Raw genomic sequence first — 21,903 nt, 5'->3', positions numbered from 1 at the left:
GCAAGCTCCCTCGCCACAGGGGAGTGTTTTTCTTTCGAGTGATCAGTACGTCACCTGATACCCACGACTGCTCAAGCAACTCCCCTGGGCTTGGCGATAGGTCTGCACCACTTGCGGCGCGGGTGGGTAGGTGTAGTTGCGCGGATCGAAACCGCTCTGCTGCACCGCCCAGCGATAGCATTCGTAGCCATCCTGATTGACCTGCTCGGGAGACTGGCCGTTGGCTGGATAAGCCACCACATCGTAGCTGTTGCCTTGGGGCTGGGGTTGCGGGTTGCTCACCGGCGCGTCAACGACGACGTAGTCCCGGGTGTTGGCTTCGTAGATGTAATAGGCACCGGCGGCGAGGAAAAACAGCGAACCGCCGATCCAGACTTCCCGGGCATAATCGGGCAGATAACGGGTACGGATTCCGCGCGGCGGCTCAACCACGATATAGCGCGGCCCTTGGGGGCGATACCAGTAACCGCCCGAATAAAAATAGTCATGGCCACGGTAAGGCACGCGGTAGTGACGATCCGGAAAACGATCGATTACATACCCAGGACGATATTGCGGCCCCGGCCCCCAGCCGTTGCCATGACCCTCCGGCCGACCGGACCAGTGCTGATCAGGGCGAGGGTCATGGCTGGGGCGTGGCCCACCGCTCGGATAACCATCACTGCGGCGCGGAATATCGCGGTAGTAACCCGGCCTCGGCTCCTGAGTCTGGGTCACGCTGTCGGGGCGGCCCTGGATCGGCAGGCTGTTACCCGGTGGCTGCGGCGGACGACCATTGGGGTCTTGCGGCGGGCGGTTGTAGGGCTGGCCGCCTTGAGCGTGAGGCTGGACCTCAAACTGGCGGCTGTTGTCGCCGCGAATGATCTCGTTGCTCTGTGGCCGGGGTTGGCCTGAATAACCCTGGCCATTGCCACCTCGCCCGTCCGGGCCGCCACGATTTTGCTGATCGTCGGCCACTCCCTGCGCACTGACACTTGCCCACAACAGACCAACACCTGCCAAACGCCAGATGCGCGACTTCATGAAATTCCTCACAACGGTTCAGGGCCTGATGAATGAGACTGGAAAAGCCTAGGCCGGTTCTGCGACAGATTATCAGTCGCCGCCATTATTTCGCAGGCATAAAAAAGGGAGGCCCGTCGGCCTCCCCTTGAGAACTTCGTCCGTGCGCGACGCTTTTGACGTCGGCTCACCTCACGCCGTCTTCTGGACAGTGTGCAGCTCGGGGGTCTGCCAGACACCGGTGGGTGCTGCGACCGCGGCCGGCCGGATTAGGCGGGCCGCACTGGACTGTTTGTCCGAGCAGTGATCTTGGTGATAAGAATAGGCTCGGAGCACCGACGAATGATTGCGAAGATTGCGTAAATAAACATCACTTGCGCAATTTTTTACCCGCGATAGATAATATCCAGCAATTATCCAGACAAAGGCCCGACCAATGAGCAAACTCGACCGTTACGACCTGAGCATTCTGGCGGAATTGCAGCGCGACGCGCGCATCTCCAATCAGGAGCTGGCCGAACGCATCGGCCTGTCGCCGTCCCCCTGCTCGCGGCGGGTCAAGCAATTGGAAGACGACGGCTACATTACCCGTCAGGTCGCCCTGCTCGACCGCAAAATGCTCGGCCTGAGCCTGACGGCCTACGTGCTCATCGGCATGGACCGCCACACCCCTGAACGTTTCGAGAACTTCGAAGCCGCCATCCGCAATTTGCCCCAGGTGTTGGAATGCAGCCTGGTGACCGGCATGGATGCGGATTACCAGCTCAAGGTCGTGGTGCCGGACATGGACCATTATCAGAAACTGCTGCTGGGGCATCTGACCCGGATTGACGGGGTCACCAGTGTGCGGTCCAGCTTCGTGTTGAACCAGGTGCTCAACAGCACCGAACTGCCGCTGACTCATCTGCGCGGCTGACGACAAACGAGCGCCGCTTCACAGCCGCTCACCGACGTACGCGCGCATCGGCCAGCCCCCGAACCCAAACCACACTCGCCTTGAAGCCACGAATCAGCCTTTGAATTCCCGCGAGGCGTATTCGGCGAGCTTGCCCTGGATAAAGTCCAGAAAGCACTGGATCCTCAGGGCCAGTTGGGAGTTGCGGTAATACACCGCGTTGATCGGTTGGCGATATCCGCTGTTGGCATCGGCCAGCAGCACCTTGAGCCGGCCGGCACGGATGTCTTCACGGGTCATGAAGTCCGACAGGCACGCTATGCCCTGCCCTTGCAGCGCCAAGTGACGCACGGTTTCGCCACTGGACGCGCTGATGGCAGGCTGGATCGGCCAACGATCACCGTGCTCGTGACGCAGCGGCCACTGATTGAGGCCCTCATTCTGGGCAAACCCCAACAGTGCATGCCGGGCCAGTTCGGCGACAGTGGCAGGTGTACCGTGCTGCTTCAGATAGGCCGGGCTGGCCAGGATATGCAGCGGACTGCACCCCAGGGATCGGGCATGTAGCGTCGAGTCGCTGAGGGTGCCGATGCGGATCGCTATGTCGGTACTTTGCTCGAGCAAATCGATGATCAGGTCGTTGCTGTTGAGTTCGAGCTGGATATCCGGGTAGAGCCCGCGGAACTCTTCGATATGCGGCACGATAGCGTGCAACATGAAAGGCGAAGCCGCATTGATCCGCAACCGCCCCGCCGGGTTTTTCTGGCGAGACGACAGGCGCTCCTCCAGCTCATCCATCTGGTCGAGAATGCCCTTGGCCTGCTCGAAGAAATACTTGCCCTCTTCGGTCAGGTCCATGCGCCGCGTGGTGCGGTTGATCAGCGTGGTATCGAGCTTGGCTTCCAGGCGCGACAAGGTGCGACTGACCGCAGACGGCGTCTGCCCGACCTGCTCGGCGGCGGCGGATATCGACCCGCACTCGATCACGCAGACGAAAATCTGCAATTCGTCGGATCTGGCTTTCACGTATCCCCCTGTCGACTGCGCTCTCTTGTGGCGAGGGAATCTATCCCCGCCGGGCCGCAAAGCGGGCCCGAGCCCCAGGATAGTATCGGGATACGTGACAAAAGAAAGGTCACGCCTTCAGGCCGAACACCTCAATCAAGTGCTGCTCATAACGCGCCACATCGGCCTCGATATTCGGGCGTTTCATCACGTCCACAGACAGGAAGGTTGGCAATCCGCTCATGCCCAGGAACTGGTTGGCCTTGTGGAACGGGAAGTACACAGCGTCCACACCCTTGGCTTCAAAGAAGTCGGTCGGGTCATCGAAGGCTTGCTGCGGGGCGTTCCAGGTCAACGACAACATGTATTGCTTGCCCTGTAACAAGCCACCGCTGCCGTATTTCTGCGAAGCATCGGAGCGGGTGCGGCCGTCGCTGGCATAGAGGCTGCCATGGCCTTCGGTGAAGACCTCATCGACGTATTTCTTGACGGTCCACGGCGCGCCCATCCACCAGCCTGGCATCTGGTAAATGATCACGTCGGCCCAGAGGAATTTGGCAACTTCTTCCTTGATGTCGTAACCACCGTCGATGAACGTGGTTTTCACATCGAACCCGCCACGGTCCAACACGCTGACCGCCGCATCATGGAGGGTGGCGTTATAGCGACCGTCGGAGTGAGCGAATTGTTTACCACCGTTGAGCAGCAGGACTTTTTTCATGGAGAGCCTCATCGGATTCCAGGGGACACGGTTGAACGGTCACCCAATGGAAAGATTGAAAATGATGGCGGCAGAGTACCGATGAGCTTGCGGCGGAGTAAGCACTGCAACGGCAAAACTGATTTGATCTATACGCACGAATAGGTAGCCAATTCTTGCCGTAGCATTCGCATACTTTTATTCAGGAGCCTCTCCGATGAGCGAATTGCACGGTTTCATCCTGCACGCCAAGACCCGTCCGGAAAAAGCCGAAGCCTTCGAAACGCTGTTTCGTGCCTACGTGGAACCGAGCCGTGCCGAACCCGGTTGCATCGAATATCACATGCTGCGAGACCGGCAAGACCCGACCCTGTTTATCTTCTATGAAATCTGGCAATCCCAGGCTCATCTGGACGTGCATTCGAACCTGCCGCACATGAAGCAGTTTTTTGAGCAGCGCATGGAATACCTGGAGCGCGATTTCGAGATCCGCCGCGTCGACATGCTCAGCCCGTCCTCGGCTAGCCGCTGATCAGCAAATGGCCGCCGAGCACAGCGAGGCCAATGAAAAATACCCGCCTGAACAGCACGGCGCTGATGCGCTGACGCAGCCATTGCCCCAGCCACATCCCCAACAGCGCTGGCGCCAGGGCCAGCACCGAAGCACTTAATTCGCCACCGCCCAAGGCGCCGCGCCACAGCAGGCCGGCCGCCAGGGCCAGTGTCGAAACCGTGAATGACAACCCCAACGCCTGCACCAGTTCGTCCTTGCTCAAGCCCAACGCTTGCAGGTACGGCACCGCCGGGATGACGAACACACCCGTCGCACAAGTGATGAGGCCAGTGAGCAGACCGCACAACGGCGCTGCCCACGGCTCAACACTGGCAGCGACCCGCAATGTCGGCAGCAACAGCCCGCTCAGCGCGTACAGCAATAACGCGCCACCCAATGCTCGCACCGCCCAAGGTCCCCCCACCGTATCGAACCACAACGTGCCCAGAGCGGTGCCGATGCAAATCGCCAGCAACAGTGGCCACAAGCGCCTGATCAGGGTTTGCAGATGACCACCAAAGGTCAGTTGCCAGATATTGGTCAGCGTGGCCGGGATGACGAGCAACGCCGCAGCCTGTGTCGGAGCCATAGCCAGGCCGAGCAGGCCCATGGAAATGGTCGGCAGGCCGAGGCCGATCACACCCTTGATGGTGCCGGCCAGCAGGAAAGTGCCTATGACCAGCAAAGAAAGGGCAGGGCCAAGATTTTGATAGAAAGCCATGAGTGTGTTCATGGGGCTATCGTGGGCCCTGGCGGTCGGGTTTTAAATCTGCCATATACTGAGACAGCCTCTGGCCGAGCAAGAGGCTGAAGAATTTGCTGAGGCTGTAGACGCCATCGCGAGCAGGCTCGCTCCCACCTTGGATCCTGCATTGTTCTCGTGGGAGCGAGCCTGCTCGCGATGACAATGTTCCAGACACCCCAGAACCCGGCACAGGATCACATCCCCCATGCACTTCGACCTCACCGACCTGCGCCTCTACCTGCACATCCTCGACACCGGCAACATCACTGCCGGCGCTGCCCGCAGCCATCTGTCCCTGGCAGCGGCCAGTGCCCGGGTCCGGGCCATGGAGGCCTCCCTGGGGATCGAGTTGCTCGAACTCGGGCGGCGCGGTGTAACACCCACATCGGCCGGCCAGGCACTGGCGCAACATGCCCGGGTGTTGCTGCAACATGCCGAACACCTGCAACAGGACCTCGGCGAATACGCCCGCGGCGTCAAAGGCCGGGTGCGGTTGTTGTGCAACACCAGCGCCATGACCGAATACCTGCCGGAATTGCTGGCCGAGTTTCTCAAGGCCCATTCCAACCTCGACATCGATCTGCAGGAATTGCCCAGCTCACGGATCACCCATGCACTGCGTCAGGGTGCGGCGGACCTGGGTATCATCTCCGACGCGGTGGACACCGCCGGCCTTGAAACCCGCCCCTTTCGCGATGATCCGCTGGTATTGATCCTGCCCTCGGAACATCCCCTGGCTGACGGTCGCCTGCTGAGTTTCAATGAGACCCTCGGGCATGATTATGTAGGCCTGAACGCGTCCAGTGCGCTGGCGATCTACCTCGAAGAACAGGCGCTGCACAGCGGACGACGCATGCACATTCGCATTCGCGCCGACGGTTTTGATGGCGTGATTCGCATGGTCGCTCATGGTGCGGGCATTGCCATCGTGCCAAAGGCCGCGATCGCGCGGCGCCCGCCCGAATCTTCCTGGCAATGGGTCTCGCTGCAAGAGGCCTGGGCTCAACGCTCACTGCGGCTGTGCGCCCGCCGCTTCGACAACTTGCCCGCCTACGCCAAAGCCCTTGCCACGCACCTGACCGCTCGCTGATGCGCGCTTCTGGATAGGCCGGTGTCGAGCACAGGCATCTGCCCGATCATGTCGCGCGTTAGGGTGCCTGCTCTCTTCTGTCCCTTTCGGAGTTCACATGACCGCCCCCATCACCGTCCTGCGCGATACCCATCCGCTGCCCGTACTCGATGCCTGCAAATGGGAAAAACTCGAAGGCGATCCGCACACCGTCAACCTCAACGCCTACACCAGCGAAGACGGCAGCAAGATCATGGGCACCTGGATCTGTACACCGGGCAAGTGGCGCGTCGACTATGTGAAGTGGGAGTACTGCCATTTCCAGGAAGGCTACTGCATCATCACCCCCGATGGCATGGAGCCGATCCATCTGCGGGCCGGTGACATCTTCGTCATCGAGCCGGGCATGAAAGGCACGTGGGAAGTGGTCGAGACCGTGCGTAAATATTTCGTCTTTGCCTGAAACAAAAAACCGAGAGACCACCCGACATGGTCTCTCGGAAAACAGCTTTCCAAATTGCACAGGCTCTGTGGCGTCGGTGCCCCAGCTCTTATTGCGGCTTGCGATAGCTGTTAACAATCGCCGAAAAATCCTTGCCGCCCTCGCCCCGCTGACTCATCGCCTGGTACAACTGCTGCGCAACCGCGCCTAGCACCACCGGCTGATGAACCTGCCGCGCCGCTTCGGTAGCCAGGCCCAGGTCCTTGAGCATCAGCTCGGCACCAAAGCCCCCGGTGTAGCCACGGGACGCCGGTGCTGTTTCGATCACGCCAGGCCACGGGTTGTAGGTGTCCGAACTCCAGCAACGGCCTGTTGAGCTGTTGATGATCCCGGCCAGTACCTGCGTATCGATCCCCAGGGCATCGCCCAGGGCCATGGCTTCGCTGACGCCTACCATGGAAATCCCCAACAGCAGGTTGTTGCAGATCTTGGCGATCTGCCCGGTGCCGACGTCGCCGCAATGCACGATATTACGGCCCATCTGCGCCAGCACCGGTTGCAGGGTGGCGAACAATTCAGCAGTGGCACCCACCATGAAGGTCAACGTGCCGGCCGCTGCGCCACCGGTGCCGCCGGAGACTGGCGCGTCGGCCATTGCTACGCCTTGTTTGGCGGCTGCGGCGGCAACATCGCGAGCGGTCTGCGGGTCGATGGTGCTGCAATCCACCGCGGGCGTACCGGCGGCGATGCCGGCCAGTACACCGTCTTCACCCAGCCAGACGCTGCGTACATGGGCAGCAGCCGGCAACATGGTGATCACCAGGGCCACGCCCTGGGCCGCATCGCGAGGTGAGGCGCTGATGGTGCCGCCCAATGTGGCCAGTTCAGCCAGCACCGTCTGGTTCAGGTCGAACAGGTTCAGCGAGTGGCCGGCCTTGAGCAGATTGCGCGCCATGGGGGCGCCCATGTTGCCCAGACCGATAAATGCGATCTTCATGTCCGGCTCCTTAACGCAGATTGATGGTGGTGTTCACACCGTCATTGACGCTGTCATCATCGAACCAGCGTGCGGTAACGGTCTTGGTCTGAGTGTAGAACTGCACCACTTGTTTGCCGTAGGGGCCCAGGTCGCCAAGCTTCGAACCACGGGAGCCGGTGAAGCTGAAAAACGGCACCGGTACCGGAATCGGGATGTTGATCCCCACCTGGCCGACGTCGATTTCGCTCTGGAATTTACGCGCCGCCGCCCCGCTTTGCGTGAACAGGCCGGTGCCGTTGCCAAACGGGTTGGCATTGACCAGGGCGATTGCCTGATCAAGGGTGTCGACTTCCAGCACCACCAACACCGGACCAAAGATTTCTTCGGTGTAAATACGCATCTTGGTAGTCACGCCGGAAAACAGGGTCGGGCCGACGAAGTTGCCTTGCTCGAAACCCGGCACGCTGATGTCACGGCCATCAAGTTCCAGCTTGGCCCCTTCCTGTACGCCACTCTCGATCAATTCAAGAATCCGCGCCTTGGCCCGCTTGGAAATGACCGGGCCGACATCCGTGCCCGGCTCACTGCCGGCGTTGACCTTGAGCTTCTGCGCCAAGGCCTTGAGCTCGGGCAGCCATTGCTTGGCCGCGCCCACCATGACCACCACCGAAGTGGCCATGCAACGCTGGCCCGCCGCCCCGAAACCGGCGCCGACCAAAGCATTGAGGGTCTGTTCGCGATTGGCATCAGGCAACACCACCGCATGGTTCTTGGCGCCCATCATCGACTGCACGCGCTTGCCATGCCGACCCGCCAGGTCATACACGTGGGTGCCGACCGCCGTTGAGCCGACAAAGGAAACCGCCTTGATGTCCTTGTGGGTGCAGAGGGCATCCACCACATCCTTGCCGCCATGTACCACGTTGAGCACGCCCGCCGGCACGCCAGCCTCGATGGCCAGCTCCACCAGCAGCATGGTCGACAGCGGGTCCTGCTCCGACGGTTTGAGCACGAAGGTGTTACCGCAGGCGATGGCCATCGGGAACATCCACAGCGGAATCATCGCCGGGAAATTGAACGGGGTAATGCCCGCGCACACACCAATCGGTTGGCGCAACGTGTAGGTATCGACGCCGCCGGCAACGTTCTCGGCAAACTCGCCCATTTGCAGGGTGCCGATGGAACAGGCGTGTTCGACCACTTCCAGGCCACGGAAAATATCGCCCTCGGCATCAGCGATAGTCTTGCCCTGCTCGGCGCTCAGTACGGCGGCGATGCGTTTGGAGTGCTCGCGAATCAGCGCCTGGAGCTTGAGCATGATGCGCATCCGCGCACCGATGGGGGTCAGCTTCCAGGTCTGGAAAGCACGCTGGGCGGCGGCAATGGCGGCATCGACTTCCGACGCCGTGGCGAACGGGACTTTCGCCAGTACCTGCTGGGTGGCCGGGTTGACGATGTCGTGCCATTCGCTGGACTGGGATTCAACCCACTCGCCGTCGATCAACAATTTTACGGTTTGCAGGGCAGTGTCGCTGGGCGTAAGGGAAACGTTCATGCTGGCCTCCGGGACTTGTTCTTATAGAGCGCGCTGGTTCAGCACAGATCAAGGTGCATAGACAGACACCTTGGTGATGAGACGGTTTTTGGAGTATAGATGTGCAAACTTCTAATAAGAACGCACATAAAAACCGGTCCATCATGCAAAAAAACATCACCTCCCTGGGGTCGCTAAATTGGGACGACCTCAAGTTTTTCCTCGAAGTGGCCCGCACCCGCAAGGCCAGCACGGCGGCCAAGCGCCTGGCCGTCGACTACACCACGGTGTCGCGACGCATCAGCTCGCTGGAAACGTCATTGGGGACGCTGCTGTTCGAAAAATCCCGGACCAACGGTTTTGTCCTGACCGCCGAAGGCCAGCGTCTGCTGGGTTACGCCGAATCGATCGAAAGCACCCTGCACATGGCCTGCGAACAGGTGTCAGGCTCTGGGGTGGCGTTGTCCGGCCACGTGCGCATGGGCTGTACCGAGGGCTTCGGCAGCTTCTTCATCACGCCGCAACTGAGTCATTTCGTCGATGCCTACCCGGCCATTTCCGTGGACATCCTGCCGCTGCCGCACTTCATCAGCCTTTCCAAGCGCGAAGCCGACATCGTCATCGCCCTCGAACGCCCCGAACATGGCCCGTATGTGTGCTGCAAACTGTGCGACTACCGACTGCAGCTCTACGCCACCCAGCCATACCTGGACAGCCATCCTCCCATCCACCGACCGGCGGACCTGAGCAAGCATTCGTTCATCAGCTACGTGGATGATTTGGCGTTCAGTTCCGAGCTGCTCTACTTGGCGAATGTATTGCCGGGCGCCCATGCTCACCTGCGCAGCACCAGCGTGATTGCGCAGTTCGTGGCAGCGCAGCAAGGACGATCATTGGCGATCCTGCCGTGCTTCCTCGCCGCCCAGGATCCGCGCCTGCTGCCGGTGCTGCCGGAGGAAATCACCGTCACCCGGCAGTTCTGGATGTACTGCCGGGAGGATTTGAGGAAGCTCAAACGCATCACGCTGTTGTGGGATTACATCCGCGAAGTGACTGAGCAGAATCAGCCATTGTTGATGGGCGAGAGCCGAGAGATGGTATTCGCCGACTAGTCGGCGATGACCACGATGGCGACGCGACGGTTTTCGGTGCGCCCCTCGACCGTGTCGTTGGAGGCGACTGGCCTGCTACTGCCCAGCCCCCGTGTTTGAACGTTTTCTTCGCGCATGCCCACGCCAATCAATACCTTGCTCACGCTGTAGGCCCGACGTATCGACAGTTGTTCGTTATAGGTTTGCGAGCCTGATGCGTCGGTATGACCATCGATCCGCACCCGCTCGATTCCGGCCCCCAGCAGAGCCTTGCCGATTCGCTCGACAATCTCGGTACTGGCCGGGTTGAGGGTTTCCACATCGCTGCCAAACAGTACTTTGCCGGACAGGCCGAAAGCCCATCCCTCATCGGTCAATTCGAACCCTTGTTGTTTGAGCACGGCGACTTGCGCCGGGGTAAGACCTTTTTGGGGTGTCGTCTGGCAGCCGGTCAGGGCCAGAACGGTGATGAACAAAAGCGCGGCGAAACGCTGCAGGGAGATTTGAGGATATAGGCGCACGAGTCAGCTCCTGGCGTGAAGATCAGCAACCGGGTGCTCCGACCCGGCCGTGTGTTGACCGCCTCTGGCGAGGCGCTTGGCCTGATACATCGCCGCATCGGCGGCATTGAGCAAGGCGCCTGGTGTCGCGCCATGATCAGGATAAACGGCGATGCCGACACTCAGAGAGGTCAGCACCGAGGCATTGCCGGGCAATTGAATGGGCATTTCCATGCTGGCTATGATTTTCTCGGCAATCCGTTCGGCATCCTCGGTCCGGTGCAAGGGTGCAAGCAGCACGGCAAATTCGTCACCGCCCAGGCGCGCCACCAGGTCACCTTCACGCAACTGTGCCCGGACCCGTGTCGCCACCGCCGTCAGCACCGCATCACCGGCAGCATGGCCGAAGTTATCGTTGATACCCTTGAACCGGTCACTGTCCAGATAGAGCACGGCGACCTGCTCGTCGAGTTTGTTGGCATTGCGTAGTGCACGGATCAGCCGGCCTTCGAAAAATGCCCGATTCGGCAATCCGGTCAGGCTGTCATGACTGGCCTGGTGAGCCAGGGTTTCGTTCTCGCTTTGCAGGTGGGTTTGCCAGGACTCCAGCTCATCAAGCAGCGCGTTGAAGTCATTGCCCAGGTTATCCAGTTCGGCGATAGCGGCCGGCGGTACGCGTCGGTCGAGGGCGCGCTCGCTGCGCGCGGCATGGGCCACCTCAGCGAGGCTGCGCAGCGGCCCGGTGATTGCGCGTAACTGGCGCCGCGCCAGATACAACGCCACCCAGGCGCTCACCGCCGTGCACAGGACAATTCCCGCCAGGCCGCTAAGCAAAAACCGCAAAAGGCTGCCGCCATGTCCCGACAGTAGAACTGCGCCTATATTCTGTCCCTGATGGATGATTGGCAGGCTGATGGGCTTTTCCAGGAAGGTTTTGGCGATGTGCCTTTCCAATTCCGACAACAAGCCGGTTTCCGGTCGCTGCCAGCGAGCCAGCAGACGCCCATGCTCGTTGAACACCTCGGCATCGGCGACCTCTTCGGTGGAGGCAATCACAGCCAGCGCCTCGGTCGCCGCCACTGAGTCATCGAACACCACGGCCGCTTCAACGGTATAGCTGATCGAGCGGGCGATCAGGTGCAGGTTGTGATCGGCATAGACTCGCAGCGCCAGTACACCAAGCAACGTCAGGGAGACACTGGCCATGGTGATCGCCACCAACGCGACAATCAGGTGACCGCGACCAATGACCGAGCCCAGTGTGGGACGGATCCGTGCCGTGGGCAGATTCATGGGGCTGCTGGCCTGCGACGTGAAAGCTGCAAAACGCTGGGGTGAATGCGCACGCCACTGCGCGCCACCGAATCCAGGTTGACCTCGAACGAGACCTGTTCGTCAGCGACCCGCAGACAGAACAGGCTGCCGACGGTGCACTGATCGCCGCCTTCACTGATGCTCAACACAGGTTTACCGATCAAGGACGCGAACAGCCGGGTGCGCTCGTCATGGGTCAATCTGCCGATGTAGATCGCGTTGCAATCAGTGGCAATACTGGGGTGGTCGGCCAGCACCCGCTGCACAGTCACAGGCCGGCCAGTGGCCTGAGTCGTACCCTTGACCAAATCGTCTGTGTATTGAGTCGGCCCGACAATGCACAACTGCAATTGCGCTGGTTCCACGGGCCAGCGGGCGTAGCTGAGAATTCCCAACACAACCTGGGTGACGGATTCGGCCCGCTGTTCAGCCCGGGTCGTGGTGGCCTGATCCTGGGCGACAACCACAGGCGCCAGTAAGCACAGCAGGCCGGCAAGCAAATATTGCCTCCAGCCCTTGCGGCGCACTGTCTCCTGAACAGCCACACTCATGGAAAGTCTCTTGGTCGATGCAATAAGTGCCGGAAAGATAGCACAGTGCCAAAAAGCCAGCGAGGCAGCGCCCTACGACGCTTACGACACAAGCGTGCAGAACAGCCGCCCTGGGCACTGAATCGCGAAAGTCGATCGCTCAGACAGCTCCTTCCAGCGCCAGCATCAACCCGCTCAAGCGCTTGACCTTGCGCTGAACCGCCTCTTCAAAGACGCCCGCTCGCGGCTCAATCAGACTGAACCACTGCTTGCCCCGAGTAATGGCGGTGTACACCAATTCTTTCGTCAGCACCGGGTTCAGCGCATCCGGAAGAATCAAAGCCGTATGGGCGAACTCCGAACCTTGGGATTTGTGCACCGTCATGGCAAAGACAGTTTCTACATCGTTCAGGCGACTGGGCAGGACGAAACGCACACCGCCCTGGCCATCGTTACGAGGGAACGCCACCCGCAGAACCTGCTTGCCGGCGTCTGGCCCCTCACGCTCGGGCAGCTTGAGCGCGATACCGATATCGCCATTCATCAGGCCCAACCCGTAGTCGTTGCGGGTCATCAGAACCGGGCGCCCTTCGTACCATTGATGATCGCTGTCGATAAGCTGGGCCTTGAGTAGCGCGGCGGTGATGCGCTGGTTCAACCCCGCGACGCCCCACGGGCCTTTGCGTACGGCACAAAGCAGCTGGAACTCGTCGAAAGCCGACAGGACTTCCCGAGCCCAATCGGTCCAGCAGCTGTCCTCAAGCGGTCGGGAAATGGCCGGGCGGCGCTGACGCAACAGGCTCAAGTAATGCCGATAACCCTTCGGCCCTTCTGCCTTGCCGTCGAGTAACAAGCGCTCCAGCGCCCCATCGTGTTCGCCCCTCAGCGCCAGGGAAAACAGGTCGGTGAATTCGCCTTCGAGCAGCAGTTGACGGGCCTGTTCCGGTTGTTGCTGGTTGACCCGACGCGCCAGTTGACCGATCCCACTGCCCTCACCGAAGCGCCGCGAATGCCTGAGCATGACCACTTGCTGGGCCAAGGCATGAGTGCCATCGAGGTCTTGCCGCAGATCACTGGCCGCCAGGTTTTCACCGCTGACCGACTCCAGCCAGGCCAGGGTCCGGGGGCTGTACCAACCCTCCTCGGCGTCCCGACACAGGTCCCCCAGTACCGCACCGGCCTCAACAGAAGCCAGTTGGTCCTTATCACCCAGCAATACCAGTCGCGCATGAGTCGGCAGCGCATCCAGCAGATTGGCCATCATCTCCAGATCGATCATGGAGGCTTCATCGATCACCAACACATCCAGTGGCAAGCGATTGCCCCCATGGTGGCGAAAATGTCGGGTGCCAGGCCGACTGCCCAACAAACGATGGACCGTGGTGACATCACAGGGAATACGCTCGCGCACGGCGTCAACCACATCGAGGGTGCGAACCTGCTGGCTGATGGACTCGGTCAGACGCGCCGCCGCCTTGCCTGTCGGCGCGGCCAGGCGGATCCGCAGCGGTTTGCCGGCCTCGACGGCGGGCGCCTGAAGCAAGGCGAGCAAGCGCACAACCGTGGTGGTCTTGCCGGTACCCGGGCCGCCAGTGATGATACTGAAGGCTCCCCGGGTCGCCAGCGCACAGGCCAGTTTTTGCCAATCGATCGGGCCAGCGGCGTTGGCCGGCCCGAACAACCCGTTCAAACGCTCGCGAAGATCATCAGGTGCCGCTTCATGTTCGGCAAGCCGTTGTCGCAACGCCTCATCGATCCGCCGCTCATAAGCCCAATAACGACGCAGATAAAGCCGCTTACCTGATAACACCAAAGGGCGTTGCCGCGCTTCTTCATGCTCATCGACGGCCAAGGCCACCAGAGCACTGGAAGCCAGGACCTTGCACCAGTGAGCCCCATCGAGGGTCCGTAGTATTTGCGAGGGCAACAACTCTACCCCCGTTTGCGAGTCGCCTTCAGGCGGCAGTGACAGGGCGAAATCCGGCTCCTTGAGCGTTTCGAACAGATCCAGGCAGACATGCCCGTGACCCAACTGATGGCTGGTGAGCGCCGCAGCAAGCAGCACCAACGGATCATCTTCAGGCGCGAGCTCATGGAGGAAGGCGACGAATGCCTTGTCCAGGGCGCGCAACCATCCTCGTTCGACCCAGCGGGTGAGCAACAGCAGCAAGTCATCCGCGCGGCTCAGCGGAGCCAGATCCATCAGGCTCTCGTCATCAGACGATTTGGGTAACAGATCGGCAAAAGAACGTTTCATAGCAGCTCCCCCTGTTCCCATGCCGGTTCAGCCTTTGGCTCGCAAACCCCTTGGAACATGCGGTCCAGTTGCTCGATCAGCGCCCGTGGAGGCTTGGTGAAGTAAACGCCCTGACTGGCTGAGCGGGTACCGCGCAGGAACAGATACAACGCCCCGCCGACATGCCGGTCGTAGTCATAGTCGGGCAGGCGCGCCTTGAGCTGACGGTGCAGGGCCAACAGGTACAACACGTATTGCAGGTCGTAGCGATTGTCGAGGATTGATTGTTCCATGGCCTGCTCGGTGTAGGCCATGTCATCGACACCCAGCCAGTTGGACTTGTAATCGGCCACGTAATACCGGCCTTCGTGCTCGAACGTCAAATCGATGAAGCCCTTGAACATCCCGTTGAGCAACACCGGCTCAGCGGCCACGCGAGCGACACCGCCATGGGTGAATTGGCAAACCAGTTGGTCGAGCTTGAGCACATCGACCTTGTGGCTGGCAAACCAGAACTCCATCTCGACCTGAAACCGGGACAGGTTCTCGAGCACCACCGGCGCCTGGTCACCACCTATGTGCATAGGCAGTTTGATCAGGTGTTGCAGCCAGTCACCCAGGGTAGCGATCCAGCCTTTCCAACCTCGACGATTGCAGCGCCGGGCTATGGCATCCTCAATGGCGGTTGGCGTAGCTTCAAATCCTTCGCCAGCGGCCCACTCCAGCAGGCCATGAAGGAATGTGCCGGGGCCAGGGCCGCGAGGGAAGCGGTGAATATCGCCACCCACGGCAACAATTTCCCTTGGGGCATCGGGGTCAAGCCGCTCATCGTCGAACAGCTTCTGAGCCTGCGGGTTCTCCGGCGCATCATTGCTGCCCGCACTCAGGCTTTCCCCAATACGCAAGGCGCTGTAGGAGGCGATCCACCAGTTTTCGCTGGCTTTGCGTACGGGTATCAAAGGTTCAAGCAATACCGCTTCGTTGCGTGGCGGCCGGTAATGCTCGTCGGTGGCCTGGGGCATCTCCTGATAGCTGACCACTGCGCTGCCTTGTTGCAGGTCCTCCAGCCAGCGCCTCAACTCCACCGATTCGACTAACGGCACACCACCGCCCAACAGATAGCCCAATGCGGACAGGTGCAGGATCGAGCTGTTGTTATTGCCCCGTTTGAGATCAGCCACACCCAGCCAGCAAGCGTGTTGTGCGCGGGTCAGGGCCACGTAGAGAAGCCGCAGATCCTCGGCCAGACGCTCGTCATCGGCCTTGGCGATCAACTCGGCGGTAGGCTTGAGGCTGATCTGTGCCTTGCAGGCTTCATCGTGGTAATGCAAAGGCAACCGACTGCCATCCACCGGTTTCGTCGAACAGGTGAAGGGCAAAAACACCAGTGGATATTCAAGTCCCTTGGACTTGTGAATCGTGACCACCTTGACCAGTTGCTCATCGCTTTCCAGGCGCAGGATCTGTTCTTCGCCAGCCTGCCCGGACAGCGCCAGGTGCTCGGACAGATGCCGAATCAAAGCTTGCTCGCCATCCAGCTCACCGGCGGCCTGTTGCAACAGCTCGCAAAGATGCAGCAAATTGGTCAGCACCCGCTCGCCGTCGCTACGCGTCATCAAGGCCTGGGGCAGCTCGAAATCATGTAGCAGGCGACGCAACATGGGCAACACGCCCTGGGTACGCCAGACCGTACGATAGCCCCGGAACTGCATGACCCGACGCTCCCAGGCCAGCTCATCCTGATTGAGACGTTCCAGCTCCGTCAGCGCAAGATTCAGCGTGATGCTGGCCAGCGCTGCCCGCAGTGGCCGCTCGACATCCGGCTCGGCGCAGGCCCTGAGCCAGATCAGCAGGTCCCGCGCTTCCTGTGAAGCGAAGACCGAGTCTTTGTCGGACAGATAGACACTGCGCACTCCCCGCGCGGACAGCTCGTCGCGCACGGCCTGAGCTTCTTTGCCGTCACGCACCAGGATGGCGATATCCGCCGGGCGTAATCCCTGGAGCGTCTTTTCATCGACCGTAAAGCCATCGCGCCCCGATTGGCCGCCATTGAGCAACGCCGTGATCTCACTGGCACAAGCCGCCGCCATGTGCTTCCGATACACCGCCCCGGAAAGCGGCTGATCAGAAGACAGGTGCCAGATATTCATTGCGGCAACGGGTAGCCCGTTGATTTGCAAGGACTCCTTGCGCCCTTGGGACTCAACGGGCTGGAACGGCACCGGGTTCTTGCCCGACGGTTCACGAAACAGAAAAGCACCGCGCCCTTCAGGGCGAGATTCGGCATTCTGGAAAATATGGTTCACCGCACTGACCATGGCGTGGCTGGAACGGAAGTTTGTTCCCAGCGTATGCAGCCTGCCGGCGGTGGCTTCGCGGGCGCGCAGGTAGGTATAGATATCAGCGCCGCGAAAAGCGTAAATGGCCTGCTTCGGGTCACCGATCAGGAACAGCCCGGTGTCGGGGTTGCTTTCTGCGATGTGGTAGATGCTTTCGAAGATGCGATATTGAATCGGGTCGGTGTCCTGGAACTCATCGATCAGCGCCACCGGAAACTGTTCGCGGATCAAGCTCGCCAGCCGCTCTCCGCCCTCGGCCTGAAGGGCCGCGTCCAAACGCAGCAGCATATCGTCGAAGCCCATCTCCGCGCGGCGCCGTTTCTCCGCCTCGAAACGTGCCCCCACCCATTGCGCGGCATGTTGCAGCACCGCGGCATCGGGAGTGGGCAAGGCTTCCAGGCTGGCCTTGAGACCGGACATGGCGTCCAGCCCGGGATGACTGGGCACTTCGCCTTTCCAGGCCTCGGCCATGCCCTCGGGGGTCAGGCGTGTGAATCCGCTGCCGATGTCCAACAGCTCAAGGCTTTCGTCCTCCACCCAGGCATTGATTTTCTGGAACCACGGTTCGAAGTACCGGGCCTGCATCTTGCGCCCGTCGACGCTTTTGTTGGCGACACCTTGCTGACAGATCTCCAGCAGCTCCACGGCCCATTGCCGCCATGGCGCCTTGAGATCGAGCAAGGCGGCGCTGCGCTCCTGAAGCGATGCGGCGATCAGTTCGGCGGGTTCAAGCCCCTCAGCAGCATCGCGTTCGCTGGAAAACAGTCCTCTGACTCGCGGCAGCAGCGCAGCGGGCCCGCCCCAATGTGTCCGCACCCAATTCAGCGCCTCGCCTTGCATCGAGTAGCAGAACAGCCGCCAATAGTCGCGAAGCACTTCGCCGAGCAAGTCGCTGTGATCGGTTTCCAGGGTCTGGGTAAACAGGCTACCGCTGTCAAAAGCATGTTCACGCAGCATGCGCTGACACCAACTATGGATGGTCGACACTGCTGCTTCATCCATCCATTGCGCAGCGATGTCCAACCGGTTCGCACAGCCAGGCCACTGCGTTGCATCGAACTCATCCCGCAACTCGGCGATCAGCGAATCCGGGGCGGCAATTTCATCACGAAAGAAGCGCGCCGCCTGGGCCAGACGCATGCGGATACGTTCACGCAACTCCTTGGTGGCAGCGTCCGTAAAGGTCACCACCAGGATCTGCGGAGGAAGCAGTTCGCGACCAAAGCCGGTAGCCGGGCCGCCATGCCCCAGTACCAGACGCAGGTACAACGCCGAAATGGTAAAGGTCTTGCCGGTACCGGCGCTGGCCTCGATCAATTGACTACCACGTAGCGGGAAGGCCAGGGCGAGTGGAGGCTGGCGAGTCATGAGCTTACCTCCTCGCCGGCCAATGAACGCCATGGTGCTTCGAGCAGTGGCCGGTAAAGTGCATCGCACCAGTCGGGGAATGTCTCGTCGGCCGTCAAGGCATCGAAGTCAGCAAACTGCCGGGCCAACGCCGGACTTTCCCGCCGCTCACCCTCAGAGTTCTGCCCGTCGCCTTCGTAGGCTTTTCGAGCAGCCGCATCGGCTTTGGCTGGATCGCTCTGGCCGAGCCAGGCGAAGGCGGTTTTCACCGCGACGGGAAGCGGCTGACGCATACCCGCCTGCCAGGCTTGCAATAGATCGCCGAGCAACCGTCGTGCCACGGGCTCTTCAAAAGGAGCCAGCAGCAAGCTGTCATCACTGGCCACCAGTGCCGTCGTCATCGAAAAGCCGTTAGCGCACGCAACAAGATGATTGACCCAAGGACGAATCAGACGATGCCATTTACGGGTCTTGGGGGAGCCAATACCGTTGGGTATCGCGCTGATGGTGAGAACCGCTCCATCCGCACTCTGGTGCAGGCCACTCAGCCAGCCCTCGACGCTCACGCCATGCAATTGCAAACTGACAGGCAAGGCACTGGTCAACGGTGTGGGCCATAACGCCAGAAGCTGCTGGTAACGCTGGAGCAAATCAGGCAAGGGCTCGATCAATTCACGTTGCATGCATTCACCGAAACCGGCCATCGGTAACAGGCCACTGTTCTGCAGTCTTTTGGCATGAGTGGCCAGTGCCAGATCCGGTTGATCGAGGCGAACCAGGGCGGCCTCCAGCAAGCTGTCGCTCAGGCTGTAGCGTTGCAGCGCATCGAGAACGAAGGGTTCGTCATCTGCCAAAGGGGCCTCGATGGCCTCGAAGAATATTTTGAGTCGTTGACTGAAGAAGTGCCGGACGGGATTGCGCAGAAAGTCCTGCAGTTGCCCAAGGCCCAAGGGCTCTTCCTGAACATAGGGTTCCAGCACCTGGCTTTGGGCGGCGTGTTCGTGGGCACCGTGGAGCATTCGCCATTCACTGGCGTAACTGAACAACGCACTGCCTTGATGAAAATAACGAGCACTGAACGGTTGCAGCGGATGTTCCTGGGTCAACGCCTCAAGAAGGTCCCCGCGGTCATCCGCCAACCGCCAACCGCTGGCGAGATGATCCCGCAGTTGGCCGACCAATACTGAAGCAGGACGGTCGCTGTTGTCGCGGATGCTGCGTCCGACCCAACTGATATAGAGCTTTTCCCGGGCTGAAAGCAGCGCTTCCAGTAACAGATATCGATCATCTTCGCGTCGGGAACGATCCCCGGGGCGATAGTCGCTGCCCATGAGATCGAAATCCAGGGGCGGTTGTGCTCGCGGGTAATCACCGTCGTTCATACCCAGCAGACACACCAGTTTGAAAGGAATCGCGCGCATCGGCATCAGGGTGCAGAAGTTGACCGCTCCGGCCAGGAAACGCTGGGACAGTCGGCCCTGATCCAACCCTGCCAACCAGGCCTCACGGACTACAGTCAGGGGCAACTCATCCTGCAGGGCAACCGACTCACAGGTCTCCAGCCAGGTTTCACGCAAGTCTTCGAGTTGGGCCAGCAGATAGTCGTCATGTTCGTTGCTCGCCTGGAAAAACAGTTGCATCAGATCATGTAGGCGCGAGCCCCATTCTTGCGGTGATGCGGGCCGGGTGAGTTCCTGATGAGCGACTTGCAAAGCATCCAGCAACGCAACCAAAGGACCGATCAACACCGCATCCAGGCCACCAATTTCATCATAGGGTTCGATGCCGTCATAAGCGCCCGCGCTGCCGACGGCATACCCCAGCAGCATGCGCCGAAGACCGAAACGCCAGCTGTTCTGCTCGAGCTCCGCGGGCAAACCCAGTCCGGCACGATGTTCGGCACTCATGCCCCAGCGGATACCGGCGCCCTCGATCCAGCGGTGCAGCGTAGGCAAGTCAGCTTCATCGATACCGAACCGCTCACGCAACGCCGGAACATCGAGCAGATCGAGGATTTCGCTGACCGGAAAGCGGCTATCCGGCAGCTTGAGCAAGTGTTCGACGGCGATCAATAACGGATCACGTCCACGCTGGCCCTGATCAGTGAGGGTGAAAGGAATGAAACGGGGATCAGTCCTTTCAAGCTGACCGAACACAGCGCGTATATGCGGTGCGTAGCTGTCGATGTCCGGGACCATGACGATGATATCCCGGGGGCGCAGGCTCGGATCCGCACTGAAGCGGGCCAGCAACTGATCGTGAAGGATTTCAACCTCGCGCTGAGCACTGTGGGCTACATGGAAACGGATAGACCCGTCCTGCTCCGTATCCACCGCTGGCCAGTGTTCCCGGGTTTCGTTCAGGGGGCGCAGCTCGAGAATGTCATCCTGCAGTTGGCCGAGAAGGGTCGTGGGATTCCCCTCGCTGAACAGGTCGATCCGTCCATCGCGAAATACCGAGCGATAACTGTTGGGATCGTCGTAGCTGTCGAGCAGGTTGATATAGTCACGCCCCTGCTTGCCCCACGCAGCCAATAATGGATGAGCATGCTGGTGCAAGGTCTGCGGGTCGAGGACAACAGGCATTCCGGCCTTGCGGGCCTGGCGTTTGTATTGGTGGCGTAGCAGGTCCTTGTCGGCGACGATGTCCGCCCAATGGTGGCGACATGGGTTATGAACGCACAGCAGAACCTGGCTAAACCGTGACAGACCGGCAAGTGCTTCAAGGACTTGGGCCGGCAGAGAAGAAATGCCGAACACTATCACCCGCGCGGGCAGGTTCCTGGGAGCCACTTCCAAACTGTTGATACGCTCGATGTACCGTTGATGAACCCCAGCACGGCTTTGGGCCATGCCTTGCTCCCCTACATCCATCAAAAGGGCCCGCCACAGTTCGGCCTGCCAACAGTTTTCTGGCGCGAGCGGCTTGATTTCGCCCCGGACATTTCTTGTCTGGTGCCGACCTTCCGCCCAGTCCTCCAGCCAATCCGCCCGGTACACCTGATATTGGTCAAACAGATCGGCAAGACGCTCGGACAACTGATAACGCTTGCGCAAGTCGGTATCGTGGGTAAGGAAACGCCGCAGGGGCTCGAAATGGGGCTGCTCGATCAACTGTGGCAGAAGGCGCATCAGCCGCCATGTAAGTGGAGCCTTATCAAGCAACGACTTGGCCGGAATTTCGTCACGTCCCAGGACCGTTCGATAGAGTTGCCACATGAAACTGCCGGGCAACTGCACATCAATGGCGGCGGCGATACCGCAGCCACCGGTATCGTCATCTTCCGGATCCTCAGCCAATGCCAGCTTCAACCATTGGGCGATGCCATTGCTTTGAACCAGCGCGATTTCATTTTCAAGAGGCCCCAGCGGATAGCGCCGCATCAAGCTGATCACCAGGCTGCGCAACTCATCCAGGCGATTCCCGTGGACCACCATGAAAGCAGGGCTTAAGGACGTCGCGTCCGGCATAAAGGCATCCTTGAAAATGCAAAAGCTAGGGCCGAACCTTAGCACTGTCGGGGGGCTGTGACAGCCGGGAGCTGTCCGTGCTTGTCGTAAGAACTTTCCTGCGGGCAAAACAAAACCCCTACCTGCGTCAGCAGATAGGGGTTTCGGAATTT

17 protein-coding genes are annotated in these 21,903 nt (G+C 60.4%); 5 read left to right on the top strand and 12 right to left on the bottom strand.

Annotated features, from left to right (window positions below; genetic code table 11):
* Positions 1-42 precede the first annotated feature (42 nt).
* Positions 43-1,023 (bottom strand): DUF6515 family protein, encoded by a 981-nt coding sequence (locus tag GKKCFE_RS02005; protein WP_445577432.1) that lies wholly within the window; start codon positions 1,021-1,023, stop codon positions 43-45.
* 415 nt (positions 1,024-1,438) lie between these two features.
* Between GKKCFE_RS02005 and GKKCFE_RS02000 the strand changes: the two genes are divergently transcribed.
* Positions 1,439-1,918: an Lrp/AsnC family transcriptional regulator gene (locus tag GKKCFE_RS02000; RefSeq protein WP_047229533.1), complete on the top strand. Its 480-nt coding sequence runs from the start codon at positions 1,439-1,441 to the stop codon at positions 1,916-1,918.
* 93 nt (positions 1,919-2,011) lie between these two features.
* Here the strand turns inward: GKKCFE_RS02000 and GKKCFE_RS01995 are convergent, their stop codons facing one another.
* Both GKKCFE_RS01995 and GKKCFE_RS01990 read right to left on the bottom strand, forming a co-directional pair.
* Positions 2,012-2,923 (bottom strand): LysR family transcriptional regulator, encoded by a 912-nt coding sequence (locus GKKCFE_RS01995; RefSeq protein WP_047229532.1) that lies wholly within the window; start codon positions 2,921-2,923, stop codon positions 2,012-2,014.
* A 109-nt stretch (positions 2,924-3,032) separates the two neighbouring features.
* Positions 3,033-3,623, bottom strand: a complete 591-nt coding sequence (locus tag GKKCFE_RS01990) for an NAD(P)H-dependent oxidoreductase (RefSeq protein ID WP_047229531.1) — start codon at positions 3,621-3,623, stop codon at positions 3,033-3,035.
* Between the two features lie 196 nt (positions 3,624-3,819).
* Between GKKCFE_RS01990 and GKKCFE_RS01985 the strand changes: the two genes are divergently transcribed.
* A complete protein-coding gene (locus tag GKKCFE_RS01985; RefSeq protein WP_047229530.1) occupies positions 3,820-4,134 on the top strand; it encodes a putative quinol monooxygenase in 315 nt (104 codons plus the stop codon).
* On the opposite strand, the gene GKKCFE_RS01980 is transcribed toward GKKCFE_RS01985, so the two are convergent.
* Positions 4,124-4,888, bottom strand: coding sequence for a sulfite exporter TauE/SafE family protein (locus GKKCFE_RS01980; protein ID WP_047229529.1), 765 nt, complete (start codon positions 4,886-4,888; stop codon positions 4,124-4,126). The genes GKKCFE_RS01985 and GKKCFE_RS01980 overlap by 11 nt on opposite strands.
* Positions 4,889-5,105: 217 nt before the next feature.
* Between GKKCFE_RS01980 and GKKCFE_RS01975 the strand changes: the two genes are divergently transcribed.
* On the top strand, positions 5,106-5,990 hold the full coding sequence (locus GKKCFE_RS01975) for a LysR substrate-binding domain-containing protein (RefSeq protein WP_445577431.1): 885 nt from the start codon (positions 5,106-5,108) through the stop codon (positions 5,988-5,990).
* Between the two features lie 97 nt (positions 5,991-6,087).
* On the top strand, positions 6,088-6,432 hold the full coding sequence (locus tag GKKCFE_RS01970) for a cupin domain-containing protein (protein WP_047229527.1): 345 nt from the start codon (positions 6,088-6,090) through the stop codon (positions 6,430-6,432).
* Between the two features lie 88 nt (positions 6,433-6,520).
* Here the strand turns inward: GKKCFE_RS01970 and mmsB are convergent, their stop codons facing one another.
* On the bottom strand, positions 6,521-7,408 hold the full coding sequence (gene mmsB / locus GKKCFE_RS01965; RefSeq protein ID WP_139051222.1) for a 3-hydroxyisobutyrate dehydrogenase: 888 nt from the start codon (positions 7,406-7,408) through the stop codon (positions 6,521-6,523).
* 10 nt (positions 7,409-7,418) lie between these two features.
* On the bottom strand, positions 7,419-8,945 hold the full coding sequence (locus GKKCFE_RS01960) for a CoA-acylating methylmalonate-semialdehyde dehydrogenase (RefSeq protein WP_188252435.1): 1,527 nt from the start codon (positions 8,943-8,945) through the stop codon (positions 7,419-7,421).
* A gap of 143 nt (positions 8,946-9,088) precedes the next feature.
* Here GKKCFE_RS01960 and GKKCFE_RS01955 point away from each other — a divergent pair, with 143 nt between their 5' ends.
* Positions 9,089-10,036 (top strand): LysR family transcriptional regulator, encoded by a 948-nt coding sequence (locus GKKCFE_RS01955; protein ID WP_107322983.1) that lies wholly within the window; start codon positions 9,089-9,091, stop codon positions 10,034-10,036.
* Here the strand turns inward: GKKCFE_RS01955 and GKKCFE_RS01950 are convergent.
* From GKKCFE_RS01950 to recC, 6 genes are all read right to left on the bottom strand, one after another.
* A complete protein-coding gene (locus GKKCFE_RS01950) occupies positions 10,033-10,536 on the bottom strand; it encodes an OmpA family protein (RefSeq protein WP_188252436.1) in 504 nt (167 codons plus the stop codon). The genes GKKCFE_RS01955 and GKKCFE_RS01950 overlap by 4 nt on opposite strands.
* Before the next feature lie 3 nt (positions 10,537-10,539).
* Positions 10,540-11,808: a diguanylate cyclase domain-containing protein gene (locus GKKCFE_RS01945; protein WP_047229522.1), complete on the bottom strand. Its 1,269-nt coding sequence runs from the start codon at positions 11,806-11,808 to the stop codon at positions 10,540-10,542.
* The gene (locus GKKCFE_RS01940; protein ID WP_076386458.1) at positions 11,805-12,380 is read right to left on the bottom strand and encodes a YfiR family protein; all 576 of its coding nucleotides are present in this window, start codon (positions 12,378-12,380) and stop codon (positions 11,805-11,807) included. Before GKKCFE_RS01940 ends, GKKCFE_RS01945 begins: the two co-directional genes overlap by 4 nt.
* Before the next feature lie 139 nt (positions 12,381-12,519).
* Entirely contained in the window at positions 12,520-14,616 is a 2,097-nt protein-coding gene (recD, locus tag GKKCFE_RS01935; RefSeq protein WP_339492483.1) for an exodeoxyribonuclease V subunit alpha, read from the bottom strand.
* Positions 14,613-18,302, bottom strand: coding sequence for an exodeoxyribonuclease V subunit beta (gene recB / locus GKKCFE_RS01930; RefSeq protein WP_445577430.1), 3,690 nt, complete (start codon positions 18,300-18,302; stop codon positions 14,613-14,615). The genes recD and recB overlap by 4 nt, the downstream gene beginning before the upstream one ends.
* The gene (gene recC, locus GKKCFE_RS01925; protein WP_445577429.1) at positions 18,299-21,751 is read right to left on the bottom strand and encodes an exodeoxyribonuclease V subunit gamma; all 3,453 of its coding nucleotides are present in this window, start codon (positions 21,749-21,751) and stop codon (positions 18,299-18,301) included. Before recC ends, recB begins: the two co-directional genes overlap by 4 nt.
* Positions 21,752-21,903 lie beyond the last annotated feature (152 nt).

This window comes from Pseudomonas sp. E141 (genome assembly GCF_052659885.1).
Note: the sequence above shows the minus strand (reverse complement) of the source record. Positions and strands in the feature narration are given on the sequence as shown.

Coding starts and splice junctions, on each gene's coding strand:
- GKKCFE_RS01975 (WP_445577431.1), top strand. CDS start 5,106: ATGCACTTCGACCTCACCGACCTGCGCCTCTACCTGCACATCCTCGAC.
- GKKCFE_RS01980 (WP_047229529.1), bottom strand. CDS start 4,888: ATGAACACACTCATGGCTTTCTATCAAAATCTTGGCCCTGCCCTTTCT.
- GKKCFE_RS01945 (WP_047229522.1), bottom strand. CDS start 11,808: ATGAATCTGCCCACGGCACGGATCCGTCCCACACTGGGCTCGGTCATT.
- recD (WP_339492483.1), bottom strand. CDS start 14,616: ATGAAACGTTCTTTTGCCGATCTGTTACCCAAATCGTCTGATGACGAG.
- GKKCFE_RS01955 (WP_107322983.1), top strand. CDS start 9,089: ATGCAAAAAAACATCACCTCCCTGGGGTCGCTAAATTGGGACGACCTC.
- recB (WP_445577430.1), bottom strand. CDS start 18,302: ATGACTCGCCAGCCTCCACTCGCCCTGGCCTTCCCGCTACGTGGTAGT.
- GKKCFE_RS01940 (WP_076386458.1), bottom strand. CDS start 12,380: ATGAGTGTGGCTGTTCAGGAGACAGTGCGCCGCAAGGGCTGGAGGCAA.
- GKKCFE_RS02005 (WP_445577432.1), bottom strand. CDS start 1,023: ATGAAGTCGCGCATCTGGCGTTTGGCAGGTGTTGGTCTGTTGTGGGCA.
- GKKCFE_RS01970 (WP_047229527.1), top strand. CDS start 6,088: ATGACCGCCCCCATCACCGTCCTGCGCGATACCCATCCGCTGCCCGTA.
- GKKCFE_RS02000 (WP_047229533.1), top strand. CDS start 1,439: ATGAGCAAACTCGACCGTTACGACCTGAGCATTCTGGCGGAATTGCAG.
- recC (WP_445577429.1), bottom strand. CDS start 21,751: ATGCCGGACGCGACGTCCTTAAGCCCTGCTTTCATGGTGGTCCACGGG.
- GKKCFE_RS01990 (WP_047229531.1), bottom strand. CDS start 3,623: ATGAAAAAAGTCCTGCTGCTCAACGGTGGTAAACAATTCGCTCACTCC.
- GKKCFE_RS01960 (WP_188252435.1), bottom strand. CDS start 8,945: ATGAACGTTTCCCTTACGCCCAGCGACACTGCCCTGCAAACCGTAAAA.
- mmsB (WP_139051222.1), bottom strand. CDS start 7,408: ATGAAGATCGCATTTATCGGTCTGGGCAACATGGGCGCCCCCATGGCG.
- GKKCFE_RS01985 (WP_047229530.1), top strand. CDS start 3,820: ATGAGCGAATTGCACGGTTTCATCCTGCACGCCAAGACCCGTCCGGAA.